The 19,920-nt window shown below is 73.0% G+C and carries 16 protein-coding genes; 9 read left to right on the forward strand and 7 right to left on the reverse strand.

Going from position 1 to position 19,920, the window contains the following annotated elements; genetic code table 11:
- Positions 1-92: 92 nt before the first annotated feature.
- The 3 genes from ACZ7DE_RS21485 to rsmH are packed head-to-tail and all read right to left on the reverse strand — an operon-like array spanning position 93 to position 3,624.
- Complete coding sequence (locus tag ACZ7DE_RS21485; RefSeq protein WP_470763499.1) at positions 93-2,069, reverse strand: peptidoglycan D,D-transpeptidase FtsI family protein; 1,977 nt, start codon at positions 2,067-2,069, stop codon at positions 93-95.
- A gap of 5 nt (positions 2,070-2,074) precedes the next feature.
- Positions 2,075-2,623 (reverse strand): cell division protein FtsL, encoded by a 549-nt coding sequence (gene ftsL / locus ACZ7DE_RS21490; protein ID WP_470763501.1) that lies wholly within the window; start codon positions 2,621-2,623, stop codon positions 2,075-2,077.
- A gap of 44 nt (positions 2,624-2,667) precedes the next feature.
- A complete protein-coding gene (gene rsmH / locus ACZ7DE_RS21495; RefSeq protein WP_470763503.1) occupies positions 2,668-3,624 on the reverse strand; it encodes a 16S rRNA (cytosine(1402)-N(4))-methyltransferase RsmH in 957 nt (318 codons plus the stop codon).
- Positions 3,625-3,950: 326 nt separating this feature from the next.
- Between rsmH and ACZ7DE_RS21500 the strand changes: the two genes are divergently transcribed.
- The 4 genes from ACZ7DE_RS21500 to ACZ7DE_RS21515 all read left to right on the forward strand — a co-directional run bounded on the left by ACZ7DE_RS21500 (position 3,951) and on the right by ACZ7DE_RS21515 (position 9,734).
- Positions 3,951-4,496 (forward strand): beta-class carbonic anhydrase, encoded by a 546-nt coding sequence (locus tag ACZ7DE_RS21500; protein ID WP_470763505.1) that lies wholly within the window; start codon positions 3,951-3,953, stop codon positions 4,494-4,496.
- A 314-nt stretch (positions 4,497-4,810) separates the two neighbouring features.
- Complete coding sequence (locus ACZ7DE_RS21505; protein ID WP_470763507.1) at positions 4,811-5,842, forward strand: AAA family ATPase; 1,032 nt, start codon at positions 4,811-4,813, stop codon at positions 5,840-5,842.
- Entirely contained in the window at positions 5,842-7,233 is a 1,392-nt protein-coding gene (locus tag ACZ7DE_RS21510) for a DUF58 domain-containing protein (RefSeq protein WP_470763509.1), read from the forward strand. Before ACZ7DE_RS21505 ends, ACZ7DE_RS21510 begins: the two co-directional genes overlap by 1 nt.
- Complete coding sequence (locus ACZ7DE_RS21515) at positions 7,230-9,734, forward strand: transglutaminase TgpA family protein (RefSeq protein ID WP_470763511.1); 2,505 nt, start codon at positions 7,230-7,232, stop codon at positions 9,732-9,734. Before ACZ7DE_RS21510 ends, ACZ7DE_RS21515 begins: the two co-directional genes overlap by 4 nt.
- 113 nt (positions 9,735-9,847) lie before the next feature.
- Here ACZ7DE_RS21515 and ACZ7DE_RS21520 read toward each other — a convergent pair whose 3' ends face one another.
- The 3 genes from ACZ7DE_RS21520 to ACZ7DE_RS21530 form a co-directional block, all read right to left on the reverse strand.
- The gene (locus tag ACZ7DE_RS21520) at positions 9,848-10,252 is read right to left on the reverse strand and encodes a DUF3040 domain-containing protein (RefSeq protein WP_470763512.1); all 405 of its coding nucleotides are present in this window, start codon (positions 10,250-10,252) and stop codon (positions 9,848-9,850) included.
- Between the two features lie 275 nt (positions 10,253-10,527).
- Entirely contained in the window at positions 10,528-11,358 is an 831-nt protein-coding gene (locus tag ACZ7DE_RS21525; RefSeq protein WP_470763514.1) for a methyltransferase, read from the reverse strand.
- Between the two features lie 480 nt (positions 11,359-11,838).
- Positions 11,839-12,402, reverse strand: coding sequence for an SAV_6107 family HEPN domain-containing protein (locus tag ACZ7DE_RS21530; RefSeq protein ID WP_470763516.1), 564 nt, complete (start codon positions 12,400-12,402; stop codon positions 11,839-11,841).
- A 172-nt stretch (positions 12,403-12,574) separates the two neighbouring features.
- Here ACZ7DE_RS21530 and ACZ7DE_RS21535 point away from each other — a divergent pair, with 172 nt between their 5' ends.
- The 5 genes from ACZ7DE_RS21535 to ACZ7DE_RS21555 all read left to right on the forward strand — a co-directional run bounded on the left by ACZ7DE_RS21535 (position 12,575) and on the right by ACZ7DE_RS21555 (position 18,833).
- Positions 12,575-13,540 carry an ATP-binding cassette domain-containing protein gene (locus tag ACZ7DE_RS21535; RefSeq protein WP_470763517.1) on the forward strand — a complete coding sequence of 322 codons (966 nt, stop codon included), beginning with the start codon at positions 12,575-12,577 and terminating at the stop codon, positions 13,538-13,540.
- Positions 13,512-15,596: a YhgE/Pip family protein gene (locus ACZ7DE_RS21540; RefSeq protein WP_470763519.1), complete on the forward strand. Its 2,085-nt coding sequence runs from the start codon at positions 13,512-13,514 to the stop codon at positions 15,594-15,596. The genes ACZ7DE_RS21535 and ACZ7DE_RS21540 overlap by 29 nt, the downstream gene beginning before the upstream one ends.
- A 44-nt stretch (positions 15,597-15,640) precedes the next feature.
- Complete coding sequence (locus ACZ7DE_RS21545) at positions 15,641-16,267, forward strand: TetR/AcrR family transcriptional regulator (RefSeq protein WP_470763521.1); 627 nt, start codon at positions 15,641-15,643, stop codon at positions 16,265-16,267.
- Between the two features lie 437 nt (positions 16,268-16,704).
- The gene (locus ACZ7DE_RS21550; RefSeq protein WP_470763523.1) at positions 16,705-17,322 is read left to right on the forward strand and encodes a DUF4126 domain-containing protein; all 618 of its coding nucleotides are present in this window, start codon (positions 16,705-16,707) and stop codon (positions 17,320-17,322) included.
- A gap of 38 nt (positions 17,323-17,360) precedes the next feature.
- Positions 17,361-18,833 (forward strand): phytoene desaturase family protein, encoded by a 1,473-nt coding sequence (locus ACZ7DE_RS21555; RefSeq protein ID WP_470763525.1) that lies wholly within the window; start codon positions 17,361-17,363, stop codon positions 18,831-18,833.
- Between the two features lie 57 nt (positions 18,834-18,890).
- Here the strand turns inward: ACZ7DE_RS21555 and ACZ7DE_RS21560 are convergent, their stop codons facing one another.
- The gene (locus ACZ7DE_RS21560) at positions 18,891-19,877 is read right to left on the reverse strand and encodes an SCO2102 family sporulation regulator (protein WP_470763526.1); all 987 of its coding nucleotides are present in this window, start codon (positions 19,875-19,877) and stop codon (positions 18,891-18,893) included.
- Between the last annotated feature and the right edge of the window lie 43 nt (positions 19,878-19,920).

The following is a 19,920-nucleotide window of genomic DNA, read 5'->3' on the forward strand; positions in this document are numbered from 1 at the left end:
GGCGCTGAACAGTGGCGGGCGGGGGTCGTGGGCGGGCGGGGGCGGGTCGTCGGGGGGATCGGGCGGAAGCGGCCGGCCCGGGGGCGGGCCGCTCAGGGCGTGAAGGAGACCGGGAGCTTCGCGGGCTTCGCGCCGGTCGGCGGGACCTGCAGCGTCTTCAGGGCGAACTCCATGACCTGTTTGAAGACGGGGCCGCAGATCTGGCCGCCGAAGTAGCTGCCCTCGGTGGCGTTCTGGATGGCGCAGTACACGGTGACCCGGGGGTTGTCGGCGGGCGCGAACCCGGCGAACGACGAGGTGTATCCCTTGTAGGTGCCGGTGGCCGGATCCACGCGGTTGGCGGTGCCGGTCTTGCCCGCGACGCGGTAGCCGGGGATGCGCGCCTTGGCGCCCGTACCCTGCTCGTCGTCCACGACCGACTCCAGCATCTGGGCGAGGGTCTTCGCCGTCTTCTGGCTGACGACCCGGGTTTTCCCGGGCGCCTCGGCGGGAGTGAAGCGGCCGTCCGGTCCCTTGGTGCCGCGCACCAGGGTCGGCTCGACGCGGACCCCGCCGTTGGCGATCGTGGAGTACACGGAGGCCGCCTGCAGCGCGTTGAGGGACATGCCCTGGCCGAAAGGAATCGTGTACTGCTGCGAGGTCGACCACTTGTCGGGGGCGGCGAGGATGCCCTTGGTCTCGCCGGGGAAGCCGAGCCCGGTGTGGCTGCCGATGCCGAACTTGCGCAGGTACGAGTACAAAACCCGGTTGGCCTGCGCCTGCGTCTTGCCGAGCTGGCCGGTGGCCAGGATGGTGCCGATGTTGCTCGACTTGGCGAGCACGCCGTTGAGCGTGAGGTACCAGGTGGCGTGGTCGACGTCGTCCTGGAAGAGCCGGTCGCCGCGGTGCAGCCGGTTGGGCACGGTGACGTGCGTCAGCGGTGTGGCGGCGTTCTCCTCCAGCACGGCGGCCATCGACATGACCTTGGCGGTGGACCCGGGCTCGTAGGCGTCCTGGACGGCCGCGTTGCCCAGGGCCGTGGCGTCGGCCTTGGAGAGGTCGTTGGGGTCGAAGCCGGGCGAGTTGGCCATGGCGAGGATCTCGCCGGTGCGCGTGTCCTGCACTATCACGTAACCGCGGTCCGCCTTGGACTGCTCGACCTGCTCGGTGATGGCGTTCTGCGCGGCCCACTGGATGTCACGGTCGATCGTCAGCTCGACGTCGGAGCCGGGCACGGCGGGGGTCTCGGTGGAGCCCGCGGTGGGCACCTGGCGGCCGCCGGACTGGGCGTAGCGGATTTTGCCGTCCTTGCCGGCCAGGGTCGCGTCCAGCTGCTGTTCGACGCCGCCGCCGCCCTTGCCGTCGGCGTTGACCCAGCCCAGTATCCCGGCGGCGAGCTCGCCGTTGGGGTACACGCGCTTGCTGCTGGGCACCGAGAAGACCCCGGCGAGTACGTTGGCCGTGGACTTGTCCGTCTTCGCCTTGCTGGTGAGCGCGGACCTCAGGTCCCTGATCTGCTTCCAGACCTGCGGGGTCTGCCGGCCGGCGAGCTTGACGTAGCGCACGTTCTCGGCCTTGGGCCGCAGCTTCCTGACGAGCGCGGACTGTTCCTGGCCGAGGATGGGGGCGAGCAGGACGGCCGCCTGCTCGGGACCGTCGTCGATCTTCAGCTGCTCGGGGGCGAACATCGTGGGGTCGGCCGTGATGTCGTAGGCGTCCTCGCTGGTCGCGAAGGCCACGCCGGTGCGGTCGGTGATCTCGCCACGCTCGGCGGCCAGCACCTGGCCGACGTACCGGTTCTGCTCGGCCTTGGCGGTGTAGCTGCTCGCGTCGACGGCCTGCACCTGCAGGAGGCGGACCACGAAGGCAAGGAGCACCAGCGTCAGCGCGAGGCCGACCATGCGCAGCCGGGGCCGGGGGCTGCCGAGCCGGATGACGCGCGGGGGCGCGGACCGGGGGGCGGGCGGTGCGGGACGGCGGGCCGGGCGGCCGCCGGCGCCCGGGCGGCGCTGGCCGGACGCGGGGCGGGAGGGCCGGGCGGGCCGGGCGGGCCCGGGCACGCGCCGGCGCGGCGGTTCCCTGTCGGACACTTCCGTCACCTGCCGGGGGTCTCGGGGGTGGTTGCGGTCGGGTCGGGGGCCGCGCCCGGCTCGTCGGGGGCGGTGCCCTGTGCGGGAGCGCCGTCGGCGCCGCTCGGTTCCGGCGACGGCGGGGACCCGGGCGTCCGGGAGAGCGGAAGGGCCTCGGGCGGCTGTACGGCTGGGGCCTCCTGCACGGACTGGCGCGCGGTCGAGGGGACGCCCTTCACGGTGCCGTCGGGGTCGAGGAAGGCCGGGTCCCCGCCCGGGACCATGCCCAGTTCGCGCGCGCGCCGCTGGAGGGCGTCGGGGGCGGAGTAGGAGTCGACGTCGCGCTGGAGCGCCTGCTCCTCGTCGGTGAGGCTCTTGGTGTCCTGCTGCAGGTCGTCCATCTTGAACGACCCCTCGCTGAGCGCGGAGTTCAGCACGAGCAGTCCGATGAGGCCGCCGCCGAGGAGGAGGACGACGAGGAGGACGAACGGAGTGCGGGCCGCCTGCCGCGGTCCTGTCGGGAAGAGCCGCGCGAGCCGGGCGGCCCTACCCTTCAGTTCGGGTTTCCTGCTCACTCGCCCTCCCCCGGACGGGACTCCCCGTCCTCGGCTCACGCCCGTCATTCGATGGACTCCCTGATTCGCTCGGCCCCGCGCAGACGCGCCGGGGCGGCGCGCCGGTTCTCGGCGACCTCTTCCTCGCTGGGAAGTTCGGCACCGCGGGTGAGCAGCTTGAGTCGCGGCTGGTAGCGCTCGGGGACGACCGGCAGCCCGGGCGGCGCGGTGTTGGCGGCGCCGGCCGCGAACACCTGCTTCACGAGCCGGTCTTCGAGCGAGTGGTACGACAGGACGGCGATCCGCCCGCCCACGTCGATCGCCTCCACCGCCGCCGGGATCGCCCGCTCCAGGACGGAGAGTTCGCCGTTGACCTCGATGCGCAGCGCCTGGAAGGTGCGCTTGGCGGGGTTGCCGCCGGTGCGCTTGGCGGCCTGCGGAAGGGCGTTGCGGATCAGCTCGACGAGCCGGGCGCTGTTGGTGAACGGCTCCTTGTCGCGCTCGCGCACGATCGCGGAGACGATCCGCTTGGCCTGCTTCTCCTCGCCGTACGCCCGCAGGATCCGCACGAGTTCGCCGGGCGGGTAGGTGTTGAGGACCTCGGCGGCGCTGACGCCGGTCGTCTGGTCCATGCGCATGTCGAGCGGGGCGTCCTGGGCGTAGGCGAAGCCGCGGTCGGCCTCGTCCAGTTGCATGGAGGAGACGCCGAGGTCGAACAGGACGCCCTGCACGCGCGTGTGGCCGAGCCGGTCCAGCACCTCGGGAAGTTCGTCGTAGACCGCGTGCACGAGGGTGGCGCGCTCCCCGAAGGGGGCGAGGCGCTCGCCGGACAGGCGCAGGGCCTCCTTGTCGCGGTCGAGGGCGACGAGCCGGGCCTCGGGGAACCGGGTGAGCAGGGCCTCGCTGTGCCCGCCCAGGCCGAGCGTGCAGTCGACGACCACCGCTCCGGGTTCCTGGAGGGCGGGGGCCAACAGGTCCAGGCACCGCTGGAGCATCACCGGGACGTGTCGACTCTGACTCAAGGGGCCCTCTCAGATCCGGCGGGTGGTACGCACCGCCGGGTTCCCCGCCCCTCGTGAAGGGAAGGCCTGCCGGCGCCGCGGGGAGATCTCCGGCGGCCGGGCCGGGGTCTCTCGGGATTCAGTCCAGCAGGGAGATCGTCGCCTCCCGCTTCGCGTCACTTTAGTCCACGCTGTCTCGCGGTCAATCAACCGGCCTGCGCGGCGCGGCCCGATGAGGGCCCCCTTTCCCACATGGTTGTGGCGTACCTCACAAAGAGGGCGTGATGACGCTCTTTTTCCGTACTCACAGCAGGACCGGAACGTCCGTGACCAGTACCGTCATGGGTATGACGACTTCCGCATCCGTACCCACCGAGTCCGAAGGCGCCATACGCGGTGGCGCCGTGACCGACCGCCTGGTGGAGGCGAACGGGCGGTATGCCGCGGCCTTCGCCGACCCCGGCATGGACGCCCGCCCCGTCCTGCACGTCGCGGTCGTGGCCTGCATGGACGCCCGCCTCGACCTGCACGCGGCGCTCGGCCTGGAGCTCGGCGACTGTCACACGATCCGCAACGCGGGCGGTGTGGTCACCGACGACGTGATCCGCTCGCTCACCATCAGCCAGCGCAAGCTCGGCACCCGCAGCGTCGTCCTGATCCATCACACGGGCTGCGGCCTGGAGGCGATCACCGAGGACTTCCGCACCGAGCTGGAGATGGAGGTCGGCCAGCGTCCGGCCTGGGCGGTGGAGGCCTTCCGCGACGTCGACCAGGACGTCCGGCAGTCGATGCAGCGGGTGCGCACCTCGCCGTTCCTGCTGCACACCGACGACGTCCGCGGGTTCGTGTTCGACGTGCGGACGGGTCTGCTGCGCGAGATCGACCCCGCGTAATCTCCTGCCCGGCCCCGCGTAGTCTCGTCCCCAGCCCCGCGCAGTCGCTGCCGTGACCTTCGCGTAACCGTTCTTCGACCCTGTCGTCGACTGTCGATTCGCTGTTGATGTGCGCCCTCAGGGCACGTGAATCGCCACAACGCCGACATATCGCAGACAGTTGTCCACAGGCGAGTGACACGAATCGGTAACGGCGGCAAGAATGCGGGTGTGACGCCACGCTGAGCAGTTCTGGAGCGGCGTCCGTGATTCGGGGTGGGCCGGTTTGCCGCACAGTGCGTCGGCCCGGGAAAGTTTGGGCCGAGGAGGGCCGGGTGACGACCTATGACGAGCGAGCGAGCCTCACAGATCTGACCGCCACTGCGGAGCGTGTCCGCAGTTCGGTGGAGGGAGTGATCGAGGGCAAGCCCGAGGTCGTACGGCTTTCGCTGACCGTGCTCCTCGCCGAGGGGCATCTGCTGATCGAGGACGTACCGGGCGTCGGCAAGACGATGCTGGCGAAGGCGCTGGCGAAGTCCATCGACTGCTCGGTACGCCGGATCCAGTTCACCCCCGACCTGCTGCCCTCGGACATCACCGGTGTGTCGATCTGGGACCAGCAGCGCCGGGAATTCGAATTCAAGCCGGGTGCGATCTTCTCGCAGATCGTGATCGGCGACGAGATCAACCGCGCCTCGCCCAAGACGCAGTCGGCGCTGCTGGAGTCGCTGGAGGAGCGCCAGGTCACCATCGACGGGCAGACGTACGAGCTGCCCAGCCCCTTCATGGTGGTGGCCACCCAGAACCCGGTCGAGATGGAGGGCACCTACCCGCTGCCCGAGGCCCAGCGCGACCGCTTCATGGCGCGGGTCTCCATCGGCTACCCGAGCCCCGAGGCCGAGCTGCAGATGCTCGACGTGCACGGCGGGATCAGCCCGCTGGACGACCTCCAGCCGGTCGCCCACGCCCACGAGATCGTGAAGCTCATCGACGCCGTACGCGGGGTCCACGTCGCCGACTCCGTGCGGCGCTACGCGGTCGACCTGGTCACCGCCACGCGTACCCACCCCGACCTCAGACTCGGCGCCTCCCCGCGCGCGACGCTGCACCTGGTACGCGCGGCCAAGGCGACCGCCGCCCTCAGCGGCCGGGACTACGCGCTGCCGGACGACGTGCAGAACCTCGCCGTGGCCGTCCTGGCCCACCGTCTGCTGCCCACCGCGCAGGCCCAGCTCAACCGCCGCACGGCCGAGCAGGTCGTCGAGGAGATCATCCAGCGCACCCCGGTGCCCTCGTCCCCCCAGCAGCACGGGTACGGGCTCGGCCGCGGCCCCCAGGCGTACGGCCAGCAGTCGCGGAGGCTGTGATGGCCGCCGGGGGATCCGGGCGGCCCTCGACCGGCCAGGACGACACGGGCCGCAAGGGCGACAAGAGCGGCGTGCGCACGGCTCTGGCCGGGCTGACCACCCGCGGCCGGTCCTTCCTGGCCGCCGGTGTCGCGGCCGCCATCTGCGCCTATGTGCTCGGACAGCCCGACCTGCTCCGGGTCGGGCTGCTGCTGGCCGCCCTTCCGCTGATCTGCGCGGCCGTCGTCTACCGCACCCGCTACCGGGTCGCCGGCAGCCGACGGCTCTCTCCGGCCCGGGTGCCCGCCGGCAGCGAGGCCCGCGTCCATCTGCGGATGGACAACGTCTCGCGGCTGCCCACCGGTCTGCTGATGCTCCAGGACCGGGTGCCCTACGTGCTCGGCCCGCGCCCCCGCTTCGTCCTGGACCGGGTCGAGGCGGGCGGCCGCCGCGAGGTGTCCTACCGGGTCCGTTCCGACCTGCGCGGCCGCTACCCGCTGGGACCGCTGCAGCTGCGCCTGAACGACCCGTTCGGGATGTGCGAGCTCACCAGGGCCTTCTCCACCTACGACACGCTGACGGTCATACCGCGCGTGGAGCCGCTGCCCGCGGTCCGCCTGAGCGGCGAGGCCAAGGGGTACGGCGAGGGCCGGCAGCGCGCCCTGGCGCTGGCCGGCGAGGACGACGTGATCCCGCGCGGCTACCGCTACGGCGACGATCTGCGCCGCGTGCACTGGCGGCTGACCGCCCGCTACGGCGAGCTGATGGTGCGCCGCGAGGAGCAGCCCCAGCGCTCGCGCTGCACGGTGCTGCTGGACACCCGGGGCCTGGCCTACCAGGGGGCGGGCCCCGACTCGGCCTTCGAGTGGGCGGTCTCCGGCGCCGCGTCCGTGCTGGTGCACATGCTGGAACGGGGTTTCTCCGTGCGGCTGCTGACGGACACCGGCAACTCGGTACCCGGCGAAGGGGCCGACGGGTTCGCCGGAGCGAGCCAGGAGTCGGCGGACGCGGCCGGGCTGATGATGGACACCCTCGCCGTGGTCGACCACTCCGACGGCACGGGCCTGTCCCGGGCGTACGACGTGCTGCGCGGCGGCAACGAGGGGCTGCTGGTGGCGTTCCTCGGCGATCTCGACGAGGAAGAGGCGGCGGTGGCCGCGAAGATGCGCCAGCGCAGCGGCGGCGCCGTCGCCTTCCTGCTGGACGGGGACGACTGGGTACGTGAACCGAACGGCGCCCCCGATGCGATGAACAGGCAGGAGGAGCGGCTGCGGATGCTGCGGGAGGCGGGCTGGACGGCCCTGAGCGTGCCGCGGGGCGCTTCGCTGAACGAGCTGTGGCGTCAGGCGGACCGCGACCGTGCGGGCGTGATGACGCCGAGCGGGGCGAGCGGCGGGGAGGGCAGATCATGAGCGGGCGGGCTCGACTGACGCTGTGCTCGGCGGCGGCCACGTTGATGGCGTCGTCCGCCCTGCTGCCCCTGGTGGAGCCGGCGACCTGGCTGGTGCAGGCGGCCTTCCTGCTCGCGGTCCAGTCGGGAGCGGGCGCCGCGGCCCGGCGCGTGCCGCTGGCCCGGCCGTTGACGGTGGCCGTGCAGGCCCTGGTCACGTTGCTGCTGCTGACCCTGTTCTTCGCCCGCGAGCACGCACTCGGCGGCCTGATTCCCGGCCCCGAGGCCTTCCGGTACTTCGGCGACCTGTTCCAGGCGGGCGCCGACGACGTGGGGCGGTACGCGATCCCGGCCCCGCTGTCCGACGGCATACGCCTGATGGTGATCGGCGGGGTGCTGACGATCGGCCTGGCCGTGGACACCCTCGCGGTGACCTACCGCAACGCCGCCCCGGCCGGCCTGCCGCTGCTCGCCCTGTACTCGGTCGCCGCCGGCCTGTCCGACGGGGCGGCCGACTGGCTGTGGTTCCTGCTCGCCGCCGCCGGCTACCTGATGCTGCTGCTCGCCGAGAGCCGTGAGCGCCTCTCGCAGTGGGGCCGCGTCTTCGGCGGGACGGCGCGCGGCCCGGGCGGGCAGCCGGGACCGGTGGCGCCGGTGCGCACCGGCCGGCGCATCGGCATGGCCGCGCTGGGCGTCGCCCTAGTGGTGCCGCTGCTCCCGCTGCCGGCGATACAGGGCGGCCTGCTCGGCGGGACGGGAACCGGAGTGGGCGCGGGCAACGGCGGCGGGGGCACGATCTCCGCGGTGAACCCGCTGGTGTCGCTGCGCGACAGCCTGAACGTGGACGAGGACCGCACGGTCCTGACCCTGCGCACCAACACCAACAACCTCGCGGACATGTATCTGCGGATCGTGTCGCTGGACGACTTCGACGGCACCACCTGGAAGCCGGCCAAGCGCCACATCGTCGCCGTGCCCGACGACTTCCCCTCACCCACCGGGCTGGGCCCCGAGGTCAAGCGCGCGGAGATCACCACCCGGATCGCGGCCGCCCCCGACTACGCCCAGGACTGGCTGCCGATGCCCTACCCGCCCAGCGGGGTGCAGATCAAGGGCAAGTGGCGGTACGAGCCGGTCGGCATGACCCTCGTCGGCGACCACGGCCAGAACACCAGCGGCAAGACGTACCAGGTGACGAGCCTCCAGGTGCAGCCGACGGCGCAGCAGCTGGCGGCGGCTCCCCATGCTCCCGACTCGATCGAGCGCGACTACACCAAGGTGCCGGACTCCCTGCCGGCGGTGGTGGCACGGCAGGCCCGGGAGATCACCAAGGGCTCCGCGAACGACTACGAGAAGGCGGTCAAGCTCCAGGACCACTTCGCGGTGACGGGCGGCTTCGAGTACAACACCGAGGTGGAGGTCGGCACCGGCCCGGGTGCGATCGCCCGCTTCCTGCGGGACAAGCAGGGCTTCTGTGTGCACTTCTCGTTCGCGATGGCGGCGATGGCCCGCACGCTGGGCATACCCGCGCGGGTCGCGGTCGGCTTCGCGCCGGGCTCTCCGCAGGCGGACGGTTCGGTGGCGGTGGGCCTGAAGGACGCGCACGCCTGGCCCGAGCTGTACTTCGAGGGCGTGGGCTGGACCCGCTTCGAACCGACCCCGACCCGTGGCACGACGCCCACCTACACGGTGCCGGACTCGCCGGGCGAAGTCCTCCCCGAGCTGCCGCAGGCCTCGCGCTCGGCGGACGCCGCGCCGTCGAGCCAGCCCTCGGAGAGCACCAGCTGCTCGGCCGCCGAGAAGAAGCTCGAGGGGTGCGCGAGCGCGCTGCCCGTGGACCAGGCGGGCCAGGGCGGCGGCGGGACCCCCTGGTACAAGATCGCCGCATGGACGCTGCTGGGAGGCGCGGCGCTCGCCCTGCCGCTGCTGCCGATGCTGTGGCGGCTGAGACGGCGTTCGGTGCGGCTGGCGTCCGCCCAGCACTCCGCGGCGGCCGGGGCCGTGCCGGGCCGGCGCGGGGGCGCCGACGGCCGGGAGGCGGACGACGCCGATCCGGCGGTGCTGCTGGACGTCCCCGCGCAGGAGGCCGGTGCGGCCGCGGCCGGGCATGTGCTGGCGGTGTGGCGCGAGCTCACCGACACGGCCTGGGACTACGGCATCGAGCCGGACGAGGCGCTGACCCCCCGGCGGGCGGCGGCTCGGATCGTCCGGATCGGAGAGCTGGACGAGACGGTGAGCCGTTCGGTGCACCGGGTCGCGGGCGCGGTGGAGCAGGTGCTGTACGCCCCGGAGCCGAAGGCCGAGGCAGGGCTGGCCGACGAGGTTCGCCGGGTGCGGGCGGCGCTGCGGGAGAAGGCCGGCTGGACCACGCGCCTGCGGGCCGTGGCGGCGCCGCGTTCCGCCGTCCGCGCGGTCTGGGAGCTCGTCGACCGCTGGGCGGCCCTCAAGGCGTCGGGGACGGCCCGGCTGACCGCCCTGGTGCGCCGGCCCTGGGGCCGGCCCTCGGGCCAGCAGAGCGGCTGACCGGCAGGGCGTCGGAGCAGCGGAACTGCTCCGACCAGGGAGGCAAAACGTCGAGGGGGTGACCACCCGGCCTGGGTGGTCACCCCCTCGTCATGGTTCGTACGGGGGCGGTGTCAGTGGCCGCCCTGCTCGTCACGGCGGCGCTGCCACCGCTGCTCGATCCGGTCCATCATGGAGCGCTTCTGCCTGCCCTGACCGCGTGTGTGCGAGGCGCCCTGGGCTCCTGCGGCGGGTTGCTCACCCGGCTTGGGGGCCTTGCGCCAGCCGGTCACGGCGAGAACCGCACAGCCCAGCATCACGAGGAAGCCCACCACGCTCAGCCAGACCTGCTTGGCGACCATACCGGCCATGAGGAGCGCGATTCCCACGAGGAAGCCAGCGACCGCCTGGTAGACCCGCCGCCGGGTGTACGTACGCAGCCCGCTTCCCTCGAGCGCCGACGCGAACTTGGGATCTTCGGCGTACAGCGCTCGCTCCATCTGCTCGAGCATGCGCTGCTCGTGCTCCGAGAGCGGCACGGAGTCCTCCTCATCGTGCAGTCGCCGGGGCGACCCGGGGGTCCCTTCAGGATAGGCAGGGAATCGCCCCCGTGAAACCCGCCCCTCTACGCCAATTGGCCAACCGGAGCCCGCCATGGACGTCCCGGCTCACTGAGGTTTCCATTCCCCAGCAGCCGACCCGTCATGCCGGGCGGTCTCCCTCGATCATACGGCGCACCACGCCCGAACGGGGGGCCTGTGGCGTACTCCATGCGCAGTCAAGCCCCTGATCAGCGGTACGCCCCGGGAGGCGCTCAGCTCCCGTCGGTCCCCCGTGCCTCACCGAGCACATGGAGCTGGGTGGCCACGGCGTGGAAGGCGGGGAGTTCGGCGGCGGCCTCCTCCAGCTTCAGCAGCGCCTCCAGGGCTCCGGGCTCGGTGTCCACGAGAACGCCGGGCACAAGGTCGGCGAAGACCCGCACGCCGTGCACGGCCCCGACCGTGAGGCCGGCGTCCTCGACCAGCGCGGTGAGCTGCTCGGCGGTGAAGCGGCGCGGCACGGGGTCGCCCGAGCCCCAGCGGCCGTCCGGTCCGGTGAGGGCCTGCCGGGCCTCCTTGAAGTGGCCGGCCAGGGCGCGCGCGAGCACGGCTCCGCCGAGGCCGGCGGCGAGCAGGCTGAGGACGCCCTCGGCGCGCAGCGCGGCCACCGCGTTGCGCACGCCCTCGGCCGGGTCGTCGACGTATTCCAGGACGCCGTGGCACAGGACGGCGTCGTAGCCGCCGCGCTCGACCACGTCGAACAGCCCGTGGACGTCACCCTGGACGCCCTTCACACGGTCGGCGACGCCGGCTTCGGCGGTACGGCGCTCCAGGGCGAACAGCGCGTTGGGGCTGGGGTCGACGACGGTGACCCGGTGCCCGAGGAGAGCGACGGGCACCGCGAAGTTGCCGCTGCCGCCCCCGGTGTCGAGGACGTCCAGCGACTCACGGCCGGTCGCCTTGCCCCGGCGCTCGAGGGCGTCCTGCAGGACCTCCCAGACCACGGCGGTACGGAGAGAGGCGCGGGACCGCGAGGGGCCGCCGGCCCGTGGCGACGTCGGCTGCGGGCTGTGGTGGGAGGCGGGCGGGCGCATCGGGTCCGACACGGCAGTTGACTCCTCGGCGCGGCACCGCCTCTTGCGCGGCGGAGCGAACGGGCTGCCCTCCCCGGCCAGGTCCGGCCCGGCGCGCGGGCCGAGGGAGGGACGGAGGGAAGGCTTCAGGCGCCTTCCACCCTATTGCCTCCGACGCACCGCCCGGCCACCCGACCGAACCGCGTCCACCGACCGGACCCGGATACGGGCCACACCGGCTGACCGCGCCGGCGGACGGCGCAGGGTGGGCCCACCGCGGCGGGTGTCCGGCGTGACACGGGCGACCGTCCGACAGGCCGCGCCGGCAGGTATCCGGCGGACCGCGTCGAGCCGGTGCCCGACATGGCTGCGTCGGGCCCGGTGCCCGGCAGGCCTCGTCGAGCCGGTGCCGGGCAGGCCGCCGTCGGGCCCTGGCTCGGCCCTGCGCCCGAGGGGTCGCGCGGCTCAGGACGCCGGCGAGGGGCCGGGGTCGGCGGATGTCCGGCTGTCGTGTCACCCCGCGTCCGGGAGGTCGCGGGCCGCTCCGGTGGCCTCCGGGCCGTCCTCGTCGTGGCGTGGCTGGGGCAGGACCGGCTGGAGCACCAGCATCCGCTCGACGAGACGGAGGAACATCGCCACGTCGCGCACGAGGTCGTCGGCGTCGCGGCGGCTGGCCGCGCCCTGGATGCCCGCCTCGGCCCGGGCGCGGCGCCGGGCCCCGGAGGCGAACAGCGCGCTCCACTCGGTGAGTTCGGGCGCTATCTCGGGGAGCACTTCCCAGGCGCTGCGGATGCGGGCCCGCCGGCGGGGAGAGGGCTCCGGGCGGCCGCGGGCGGCGAGCACGGCCGCCGCGGTGCGCAGGGCCGCCAGATGAGCCGTGGCGTAGCGCTCGTTGGGGGTGTCGAGGGTGGCCGCCTCGTCCAGCCCGGCGCGGGCCTGGGCGAGCAGGTCGAGGGCGGCGGGCGGGGCCGTGGTGCGGCGCAGCACGGGGTGCACGTCGTTCGCCGGGCCGGTCAGTGAGGGGGCAGGGCCGGTGGCGCGGCGCCGGTTTGCGGCGGCTGCGTGGTAGGTGGCCATGACGAACCTCCTGTCGTCTGTGTGACGGCACGCCCTGATACGGGCTGCCGTATGTGCCCATCGTGCGGTATGCCACTGACAATCCGTTCTGACCTGGGCTTTTGCTTCGATCGAAGGTTCGGGTTAGTTTTTGCACTGACCAGTCAGTTCAAAAGGATCCAGGGGGGACCCCATGGACGGAGTCGGTGTCACAGCCGACGGCTTCGGGCTCCGAGGCCCTCGCGGTTGGGCGTTCCGGAACATCGGCGTCGACGCGAGGCCGGGCTCGTTGATCGCGATCGAGGGGGCCTCCGGCTCGGGCCGGACCAGCCTGCTGCTCGCCCTCACCGGGCGGATGAAGGCCACCGAGGGGACGGCGACCGTGGGCGGGGCGCGGCTGCCCAAGCAGCTGTCGGCCGTACGTCGCGTCAGCGCGCTCGCGCACGTCACCGGCGTGACCGACCTCGACCCGGCCCTCACCGTCGACGAGCACCTGCGCGAACGGGCGCTGCTGCAGCGGCGTTTCGGCGGCTCCCTGCGCGCGCTGCTGCGGCCGCGCGCGGACCGGGCGGCCGAGGCGAGGCTGCGGATCGACGCCGCGCTCGACGCCGCCGGACTCGACCGCGAGGCCCTGCCCAAGGGCTCGCGCACCGCCGTCCGCGACCTGGAGCGCATCGAGGCGCTGCGGCTGTCGGTGGCGCTGGCGCTCATCGCCCGCCCCCGGCTGCTCGCCGTGGACGACGTCGACCTGAAGCTGACGGAAGCCGAGCGGGAGGAGGCCTGGGCGCTGCTCGGATCCCTCGCCGAGGCGGGGACGACCGTCCTGGCGGTGTGCGCCGGGGCCCCCGAGGGCGCGGTCGCGGTCTCCACCGGCCCGGACGCCGTCCCGTCCGCCGAGCAGGACGCCGAGCAGGACGACCAACAGGGCGTCGAGCGGCACCACGAGCGGGACGGCGAACAGGGCGACGAGCGGGACGGCGTGCAGGACGGCGTGCGGGACGGCGAGAAGGAAGCCGGACGGGACGACGACCAGGAAGCCGCAGAGGAAGCGGAGCAGAAAGCCGGGCGGGAAGCCGGGCAGGAAGCCGATCAGAAGGACCGGCAGAAGAAGAATGAGGAGGGGGAGGCGGATGCGCTCGCCGAGACTCGCCGCGCTTGAGCTCAGGCGCTTCGGCCGGGGCCGGCTCCCGCGGGCCGCCCTGGTGGCGCTCCTGCTGCTGCCCCTGCTGTACGGCGCGCTGTACCTGTGGTCCTTCTGGGACCCCTACGGCAGGCTCGACCGCATTCCCGTGGCGCTCGTCAACGACGACAAAGGAGCCACCGCCGACGGGAAGAAGATCACCGCCGGTGACGACATCACCGAGAACCTGCGCGACAGCAAGGTCTTCGACTGGCACGAGGTGAGCTCCGCCGAGGCACGCGCGGGCGTGGAGGACGGCAGGTACTACCTGTCGCTCACCATGCCGGCCGACTTCAGCCGGCGGATCGCCTCCAGTTCGGGCGACTCCCCGGAGTCGAGCGCCCTCCAGGTGCGCACGAACGACGCGAACAACTACATCGTCGGGCAGATCTCGCGCACGGTCTTCAGCGAGGTGCGCACGGCCGCGTCCACGAAGGCGTCGCGGTCCTTCCTGGACAAGATCTTCGTCTCCTTCTCCGACATCCACGGCGCGACCGCGAAGGCCGCCGACGGCGCCGACGACCTCAACGGCGGCATCGGGAAGGCCGAGAAGGGGTCCAAGGAACTCGCCGACAAGCTGGGCGACGCCAAGGACGGCAGCGGCAAGCTGGCCAAGGGGCTCACCACGCTCGACGAGCGCGCCGACAGCCTCCAGGACGGAGCCCAGAAGGTCGCGGACGGCACCCAGGCGCTGGCCGACAAGGTCAACGGGATCGCCGACGCGGCGGGGCCCTTCCTCAAGGACAACGAGAAGACGATCGGGGACACGGCCCAACTGGTCGCGGACTCCTCCAAAATCATCCACGACAATCTCGAAACCCTGGTGAAGGTCGCGCCGACCGCCGCCGAGGACGCGCACACGGCCGCGGACACCCTCGCCGCCGTCCACAAGGCGCGGTGCGAGGCACAGGTGCTGCCCGACCCCGCGTGCGCCGACCTGAAGAAGGCCAAGGACGCGGCCGCCGACGCGGCGAAGGTCGCCGACGACGTCAACACGCTGATCGCCGACCAGGACGGCGATCTGAAGACGCTCCGCACGAACGTCACCACCCTCCAGAAGCAGGCGCAGGCGCTCGCCGACGACGCCCCGCACCTGTCCGAGGACCTCGACGACGCCGTGACCAAGGTCAACGCCCTGAACACCGGCGCCGGGAAGGTCGCCAAGGGCGCCGAGAAGATCAACACCGGGCTGGGCACGGCCAAGACCGGCTCCGTCGACCTCGACGAGGGCGTCGGCAAGCTCGAGACGGGCGCCCAGGACCTCAACGGCGGCATGTTCAAGCTGTCCGACGGCTCCGGGAAGCTCGCCGACGGGCTGCACGACGGCGTCGAGCAGATCCCCGACTACGACCGGCGGCAGCGCGAGGCGCGCACCGCCGTCATGGCCGACCCCGTGCAGCTCGCCTCGCGGGACCTGCACGAGGCGCCCAACTACGGCACCGGTTTCGCCCCTTACTTCATCCCGCTGTCGCTGTGGGTGGGCGCGATGGTGGCGTACATGCTGATCGCGCCGATGAACCGACGCGCGCTCGCCGCGGGCGCCTCGGCGTGGCGGATCGCGCTGGCGGGCTGGCTGCCGGTGGTCGCGGTCGGGGTGCTGCAGACGACGGCGCTGATGGCCGTGCTGCACTGGGCGGTCGGCCTGCAGATGGCCCGGGCAGCCGGCACGGTGGGCTTCCTGTTCCTGGTGACGGCGTGCTTCGCGGCCCTCGTGCAGTGGCTCAACGCGCGCTTCGGGGCCGCGGGCCGGATCTTCGTCCTGGCTCTGCTGATGCTGCAGTTGACGTCCGCGGGCGGCACCTATCCCGTGCAGACCAGTCCCGGGTTCTTCAACGCGATCCACCCCTGGCTGCCGATGAGTTACGTCGTCGAGGCGCTCCGGAGGCTCATCAGCGGCGGCGGCCTGGAACCGGTGTGGCACGCGTGCGTGGTGCTCGTCGCGTTCACCGCGGGCGCCCTCGCGCTGACCTCGCTGTCGGCCCGCCGTCGCCAGGTGTGGACCCTGGACCGGCTGCACCCGGAGCTGAGCCTGTGACGATCCGGCGTCCGGGAGGCCGCGTTCCTGTGACAATCAGGACCATGGAAAGCAGCACGACCCCGGGCGTCCGCACGCGCCGCGAGGCCACCCGGCAAAAGCTCTACGAGGCGGCCGTCACCCTCATCGCCGAGCAGGGCTTCTCGGCGACCACGGTGGACGAGATCGCCGAACGCGCGGGCGTGGCGAAGGGCACGGTCTACTACAACTTCGCGAGCAAGTCCGTCCTCTTCGAGGAGCTGCTGCGGCACGGCGTGGGCCTGCTCACGGCGTCGCTGCGGGAGGCCGCCGACCGCACGGCGCGGGAAGGCGGGAGCAAGGTCGACGCCCTGGACGCGATGATCCGCGCGGGTCTCGTGTTCATCGACCGCTACCCGTCCTTCACGCAGCTGTACGTGGCCGAGCTGTGGCGCACCAACCGGGCCTGGCAGTCCACGCTCATGGTGGTCCGGCAGGAGGCGGTGGCGGTGGTCGAGGGGGTGCTGCGCGAGGGCGTCGACAACGGCGAGTTCAGCGACGAGATCGACGTGCCGCTGACGGCGGCCGCACTGGTCGGCATGGTGCTGGTGGCCGCCCTGGACTGGCAGGCCTTCCAGCCGGAGCGCTCCCTGGACGACGTCCACTCGGCGCTGTCGCGGTTGCTGCAGGGACGGGTGAGCGGCCACCGTTAGCGGTGCGCCACGCGCGCGTGCGCACGAATGACCGCACGCGCGCGTGGACGCAGAGACGGCACGCGCGCGTGGACGCGAAAGCGCCGGTTCGTGATGGCCACGTCCCCCGTGGGCCGCCTCGAACCGGCGCTTCCGCGTGCTCCCCCGTTCCCCCGTCACCTCCCCCGTTGCTCCCCGTTCGGTCGTTCCCCCGGGGTTCCCCCCGTGCCTCGCTCCCGCCGAGCTGGTCGGCGGAAGGAGCGGATCGAGGGCCGCTCCGTTCCGGCGCCCCGTGTCGCCGGTGCCGGAGCCGCGCCCCTTTCCGTGCCTCCACTCTCCCGTTCGCGCAGGTGGCCCCCCATCCGCGCGCGTACTCAACTCCGTCCCTAGGTACGCGTACTCAGGTCTGCGCGCTCAACCCCAGGACGCCGGGCGGCCGACTGGTTACGATCGCGTCCGTGTCCGTACTCCCCCTCGTCTTCACCAGCGGCTGGGCCAGCGGCGTCAACGCCTACGCGGTGGTGCTGCTGCTCGGCGTCTTCGGCGCGACCGGCCTGAGCGACGACGTCCCGCAGACGTTGCAGCGGCCCGAGGTGCTCGCCGTCGCGGGCCTTCTGTTCCTGTGCGAGGCGGTCGCCGACAAGATCCCGTACGTGGACTCGGCGTGGGACGCGGCGCACACGGTGGTCCGGCCGCTGGCCGGGGCCTGGGTGGGCGCCCTGCTCGCCGGGCAGAGCGGTTCGCTCTCCGACGCGGCCGCCGGCCTGCTCGGCGGCTCGACGGCGCTGGCCAGCCACGTTGTCAAGGCGGGCACGCGGATGGCGGTCAACACCTCCCCGGAGCCCTTCAGCAACGTGGTCGTGAGTCTGGCGGAGGATCTCGGGGTCGCCGGGATCGTGACGTTCGCGATATTCCATCCGCTGGCGGCCTCGGTCGTCGCGGGGGCCCTGCTGCTGGGCGGGCTGCTGGTCCTGTTCTTCCTGGTGTCACGGATCCGCCGGTTCCTGCGGCGCAGGGCGCAACGGCGGGAGGAGCGCCGGCCGGCCGGGTTTCCCGGTCCGCACCCGCCGGGCTGACGGACCGGGTGTCGGCGGCGGCCGATAAGGTCGCGGTCATGGCAGGGATTGCGGTGATCGGCGCCGGGACGGGCGCGCTGGCGGCGGCCGCCCGGCTGGCCGTCGCGGGCCACCGGGTGACGGTGTACGAGCGGACGCGGACGTACGGCGGAGCGGTACGCCGTTTCGAGCGGGACGGATTCGTGTTCGACACCGGGCCGGGCCTGCTCCCCCTGCCCGCCGTCTACCGCGACCTGTTCGTGAAGACCGGCAAGGAGCCGCTGGAGGCCTGCGTCGAGCTGGTCCAGGTCGACCCGTCCGCGCGCCATGTGTTCGCGGACGGCACCGAGGTGGATCTGCCGAACGCCTCGCGCGCGGGGGTCGTCTCCGCACTGGACGAAGCACTCGGAGCGCGGGCCGGGCAGCGCTGGGGCGACTTCCTGGTCCGTGCCCGCGAGGCCTGGGACCGCACCCGCCGCCCGCTCCTGGAGGAGCCGCTGTGGCCCAACTGGTCGGTCCTCGCCGACCGCGAGCCCTATCCGGCGGTTCCCCACAAGCGCCTGCTGCGCACCCGTCGGGCGGCCACCCTCGCCGAGGTCGGCGCCTGGGAGCTGCGCGACCCCCGGCTCGCCGCCCTGCTGGAGGGCCACGCGCTGGCGTACGGCCTCGACCCCCGGGTCACCCCGGCGAGCGCGGCCGTCCTGCCGTACATGGAGCACGCCTTCGGCACCTGGTATGTGCGCGGGGGCCTGCGGGAGCTGGCCCGCGCGGTGTACGAGCGGTGTCTGGCACGCCGGGTCGAGTTCGTCTTCGACGCCGAGGTCGCGCGGGTCCTGGACAAGGACGGCCGGGCGACGGGTGTGGAACTGGCCGACGGCACGGTCGCGGAGGCCGACTTCGTGCTGGCTCCGGGCTGCTTCCCCGGTCTCCCCGCGCGCGGCACGGCCGAGGTCGCGCCCCAGCGGGGCCTGCCGAGCCGGCTGACCGTGCTGCTGGCGCTGCGCGGCTCCCGGCCGCAGGGCACGGCTCACCGGACCGTGGTGCACGCCCAGGACCGTGAAGACGAGCTGGAGTGTCTCTTCGGCACGGCGCCGTCCGTGCCCGCGCGGCCGACGGTCACGATCCTGCGGCCCGACGACGCCCGGTCGGCGCCCGACGGCGACCATGAGGCGCTCACCCTCAGCGCGGTGGTCCCCGCCGGGGCGAAGACGTCCGACGCGAGCGTGGACGCGCTGGTCGCCGTCGCCGAGCGGGCCGTCCCCGGTCTGCGCGAGCGCGTCCTGTGGCGCGAGGTGCGCACGCCCGACGACATCGCGCGGGAGACCGGCGCGGCGGGCGGCGCCGTCCCCGCGCCCGCGCTGGCCGCGGCCGGGGGACGACTGCTGCATCCCGCCAACTCCACCGGCCTGCAGGGGCTGTTCACGGTCGGCGGCTGGTCGCACCCGGGCGGCGGCCTCCCGCACGCCGGGATGTCGGGCGCGCTGGTGTCCGGACTGATCGTGGAGGGGCCGGAGTTCAAGGGCTCGCAGTGAGCCCGCGGCGGTGAGGCGGACGGGCCCCGCGGGCAGGAGCCGAGGCGGACGCGGCCGTCAGAACCGGTACTGCTCGTCGTAGCCGTTGCCCTGGCCCGGCTGCTGTCCGCCGCCCTGGTACGGGTACTGCTGCTCGGGCGGGAGTTCGCCGCCGAGCGGGTCGTCGGTGTTGCGCTGCTGCGGGACCCAGACCCCGCCGGCCGGGGTCTCCCCGTAGCCGCCGCCGTACTGGTCCTGCCCGTAGCCCTGCTGGCCGTACTGCTGCTGACCGTAACCGGCGTCGTAGGAGCCGCCGCCGTAGGTCTGGGTGCCGATGTACGGGTCGGAGTAGGCGGCGTACTGCTGCTCGCCCGTGGCGTCGTAGCCGTACTGCTGCTGGTGGTACCCGGCGTAGGTGTCGTAGCCGTAGTTCTGGTCCGAGCCCTGGGCGGCCGTGGCGTACTGGTCCTGGGGCTGGCCCTGGCCGGTGGCGGCCGCGTACGCGGCGTCGCTGTATATGCCGTAGGAGCCGGTGTCGTCGGGCAGGGGCTGCGGCTCGTAGACGGAGGTGGTCTCGGCGGCCGTCGGGCCGGCGGAGCGGGACGCGGGCGTGAAGACGTCGTCGCGGTCGTAGTCGTCGTCGGCGAAGGCGTTCTTGCCGGCGAAGGCGTTCTCGTCCTGTCCGTAGGGCGTCCCCGGGTCGAAGCCGGCCTCGGTCGGTTCGAGGTCGGAGACCTCCAGAGTGGGGTCCTGGCGCTCGGCCTTGCCGCGGCGGCGCTTGGTGACGACGTCCCCGTCGCCCTCCGTGTCCGTGCGCCGGAAGGCCCAGCCCTCCGCGAAGCCCCGCCGGAACGACAGGGTGACGTAGGTCTGGCCGACCGCGAAGGCGGCCGCGCCGAGCGCGATGACGACGACCGACGGAATCAGGACACCGAGGACGACGCCCAGGAAGCCGACGAAGGCCAGCAGTCGCCAGCGCAGCCGCGCCTTGTACTGCAGCAGAACCTCGCCGAGCAGCCACAGCGCGACGATGCCGAACGCGATGTAGAGGACCGTCCAGCCCATGTACGCCCCTCTCCCAGTGGCCGCTACGCAGTGTGTCGTATGT

The organism is Streptomyces sp. NPDC037083, assembly GCF_055606485.1.

Bases quoted from the DNA above. Each gene is read 5' to 3' on its own strand.
- ACZ7DE_RS21560 (WP_470763526.1), bottom strand. From the start codon at position 19,877: ATGGGCTGGACGGTCCTCTACATCGCGTTCGGCATCGTCGCGCTGTGG.
- ACZ7DE_RS21545 (WP_470763521.1), top strand. From the start codon at position 15,641: ATGGAAAGCAGCACGACCCCGGGCGTCCGCACGCGCCGCGAGGCCACC.
- ACZ7DE_RS21500 (WP_470763505.1), top strand. From the start codon at position 3,951: ATGACGACTTCCGCATCCGTACCCACCGAGTCCGAAGGCGCCATACGC.
- ACZ7DE_RS21555 (WP_470763525.1), top strand. From the start codon at position 17,361: ATGGCAGGGATTGCGGTGATCGGCGCCGGGACGGGCGCGCTGGCGGCG.
- ACZ7DE_RS21515 (WP_470763511.1), top strand. From the start codon at position 7,230: ATGAGCGGGCGGGCTCGACTGACGCTGTGCTCGGCGGCGGCCACGTTG.
- ACZ7DE_RS21535 (WP_470763517.1), top strand. From the start codon at position 12,575: ATGGACGGAGTCGGTGTCACAGCCGACGGCTTCGGGCTCCGAGGCCCT.
- ACZ7DE_RS21530 (WP_470763516.1), bottom strand. From the start codon at position 12,402: ATGGCCACCTACCACGCAGCCGCCGCAAACCGGCGCCGCGCCACCGGC.
- ACZ7DE_RS21540 (WP_470763519.1), top strand. From the start codon at position 13,512: ATGCGCTCGCCGAGACTCGCCGCGCTTGAGCTCAGGCGCTTCGGCCGG.
- ACZ7DE_RS21510 (WP_470763509.1), top strand. From the start codon at position 5,842: ATGGCCGCCGGGGGATCCGGGCGGCCCTCGACCGGCCAGGACGACACG.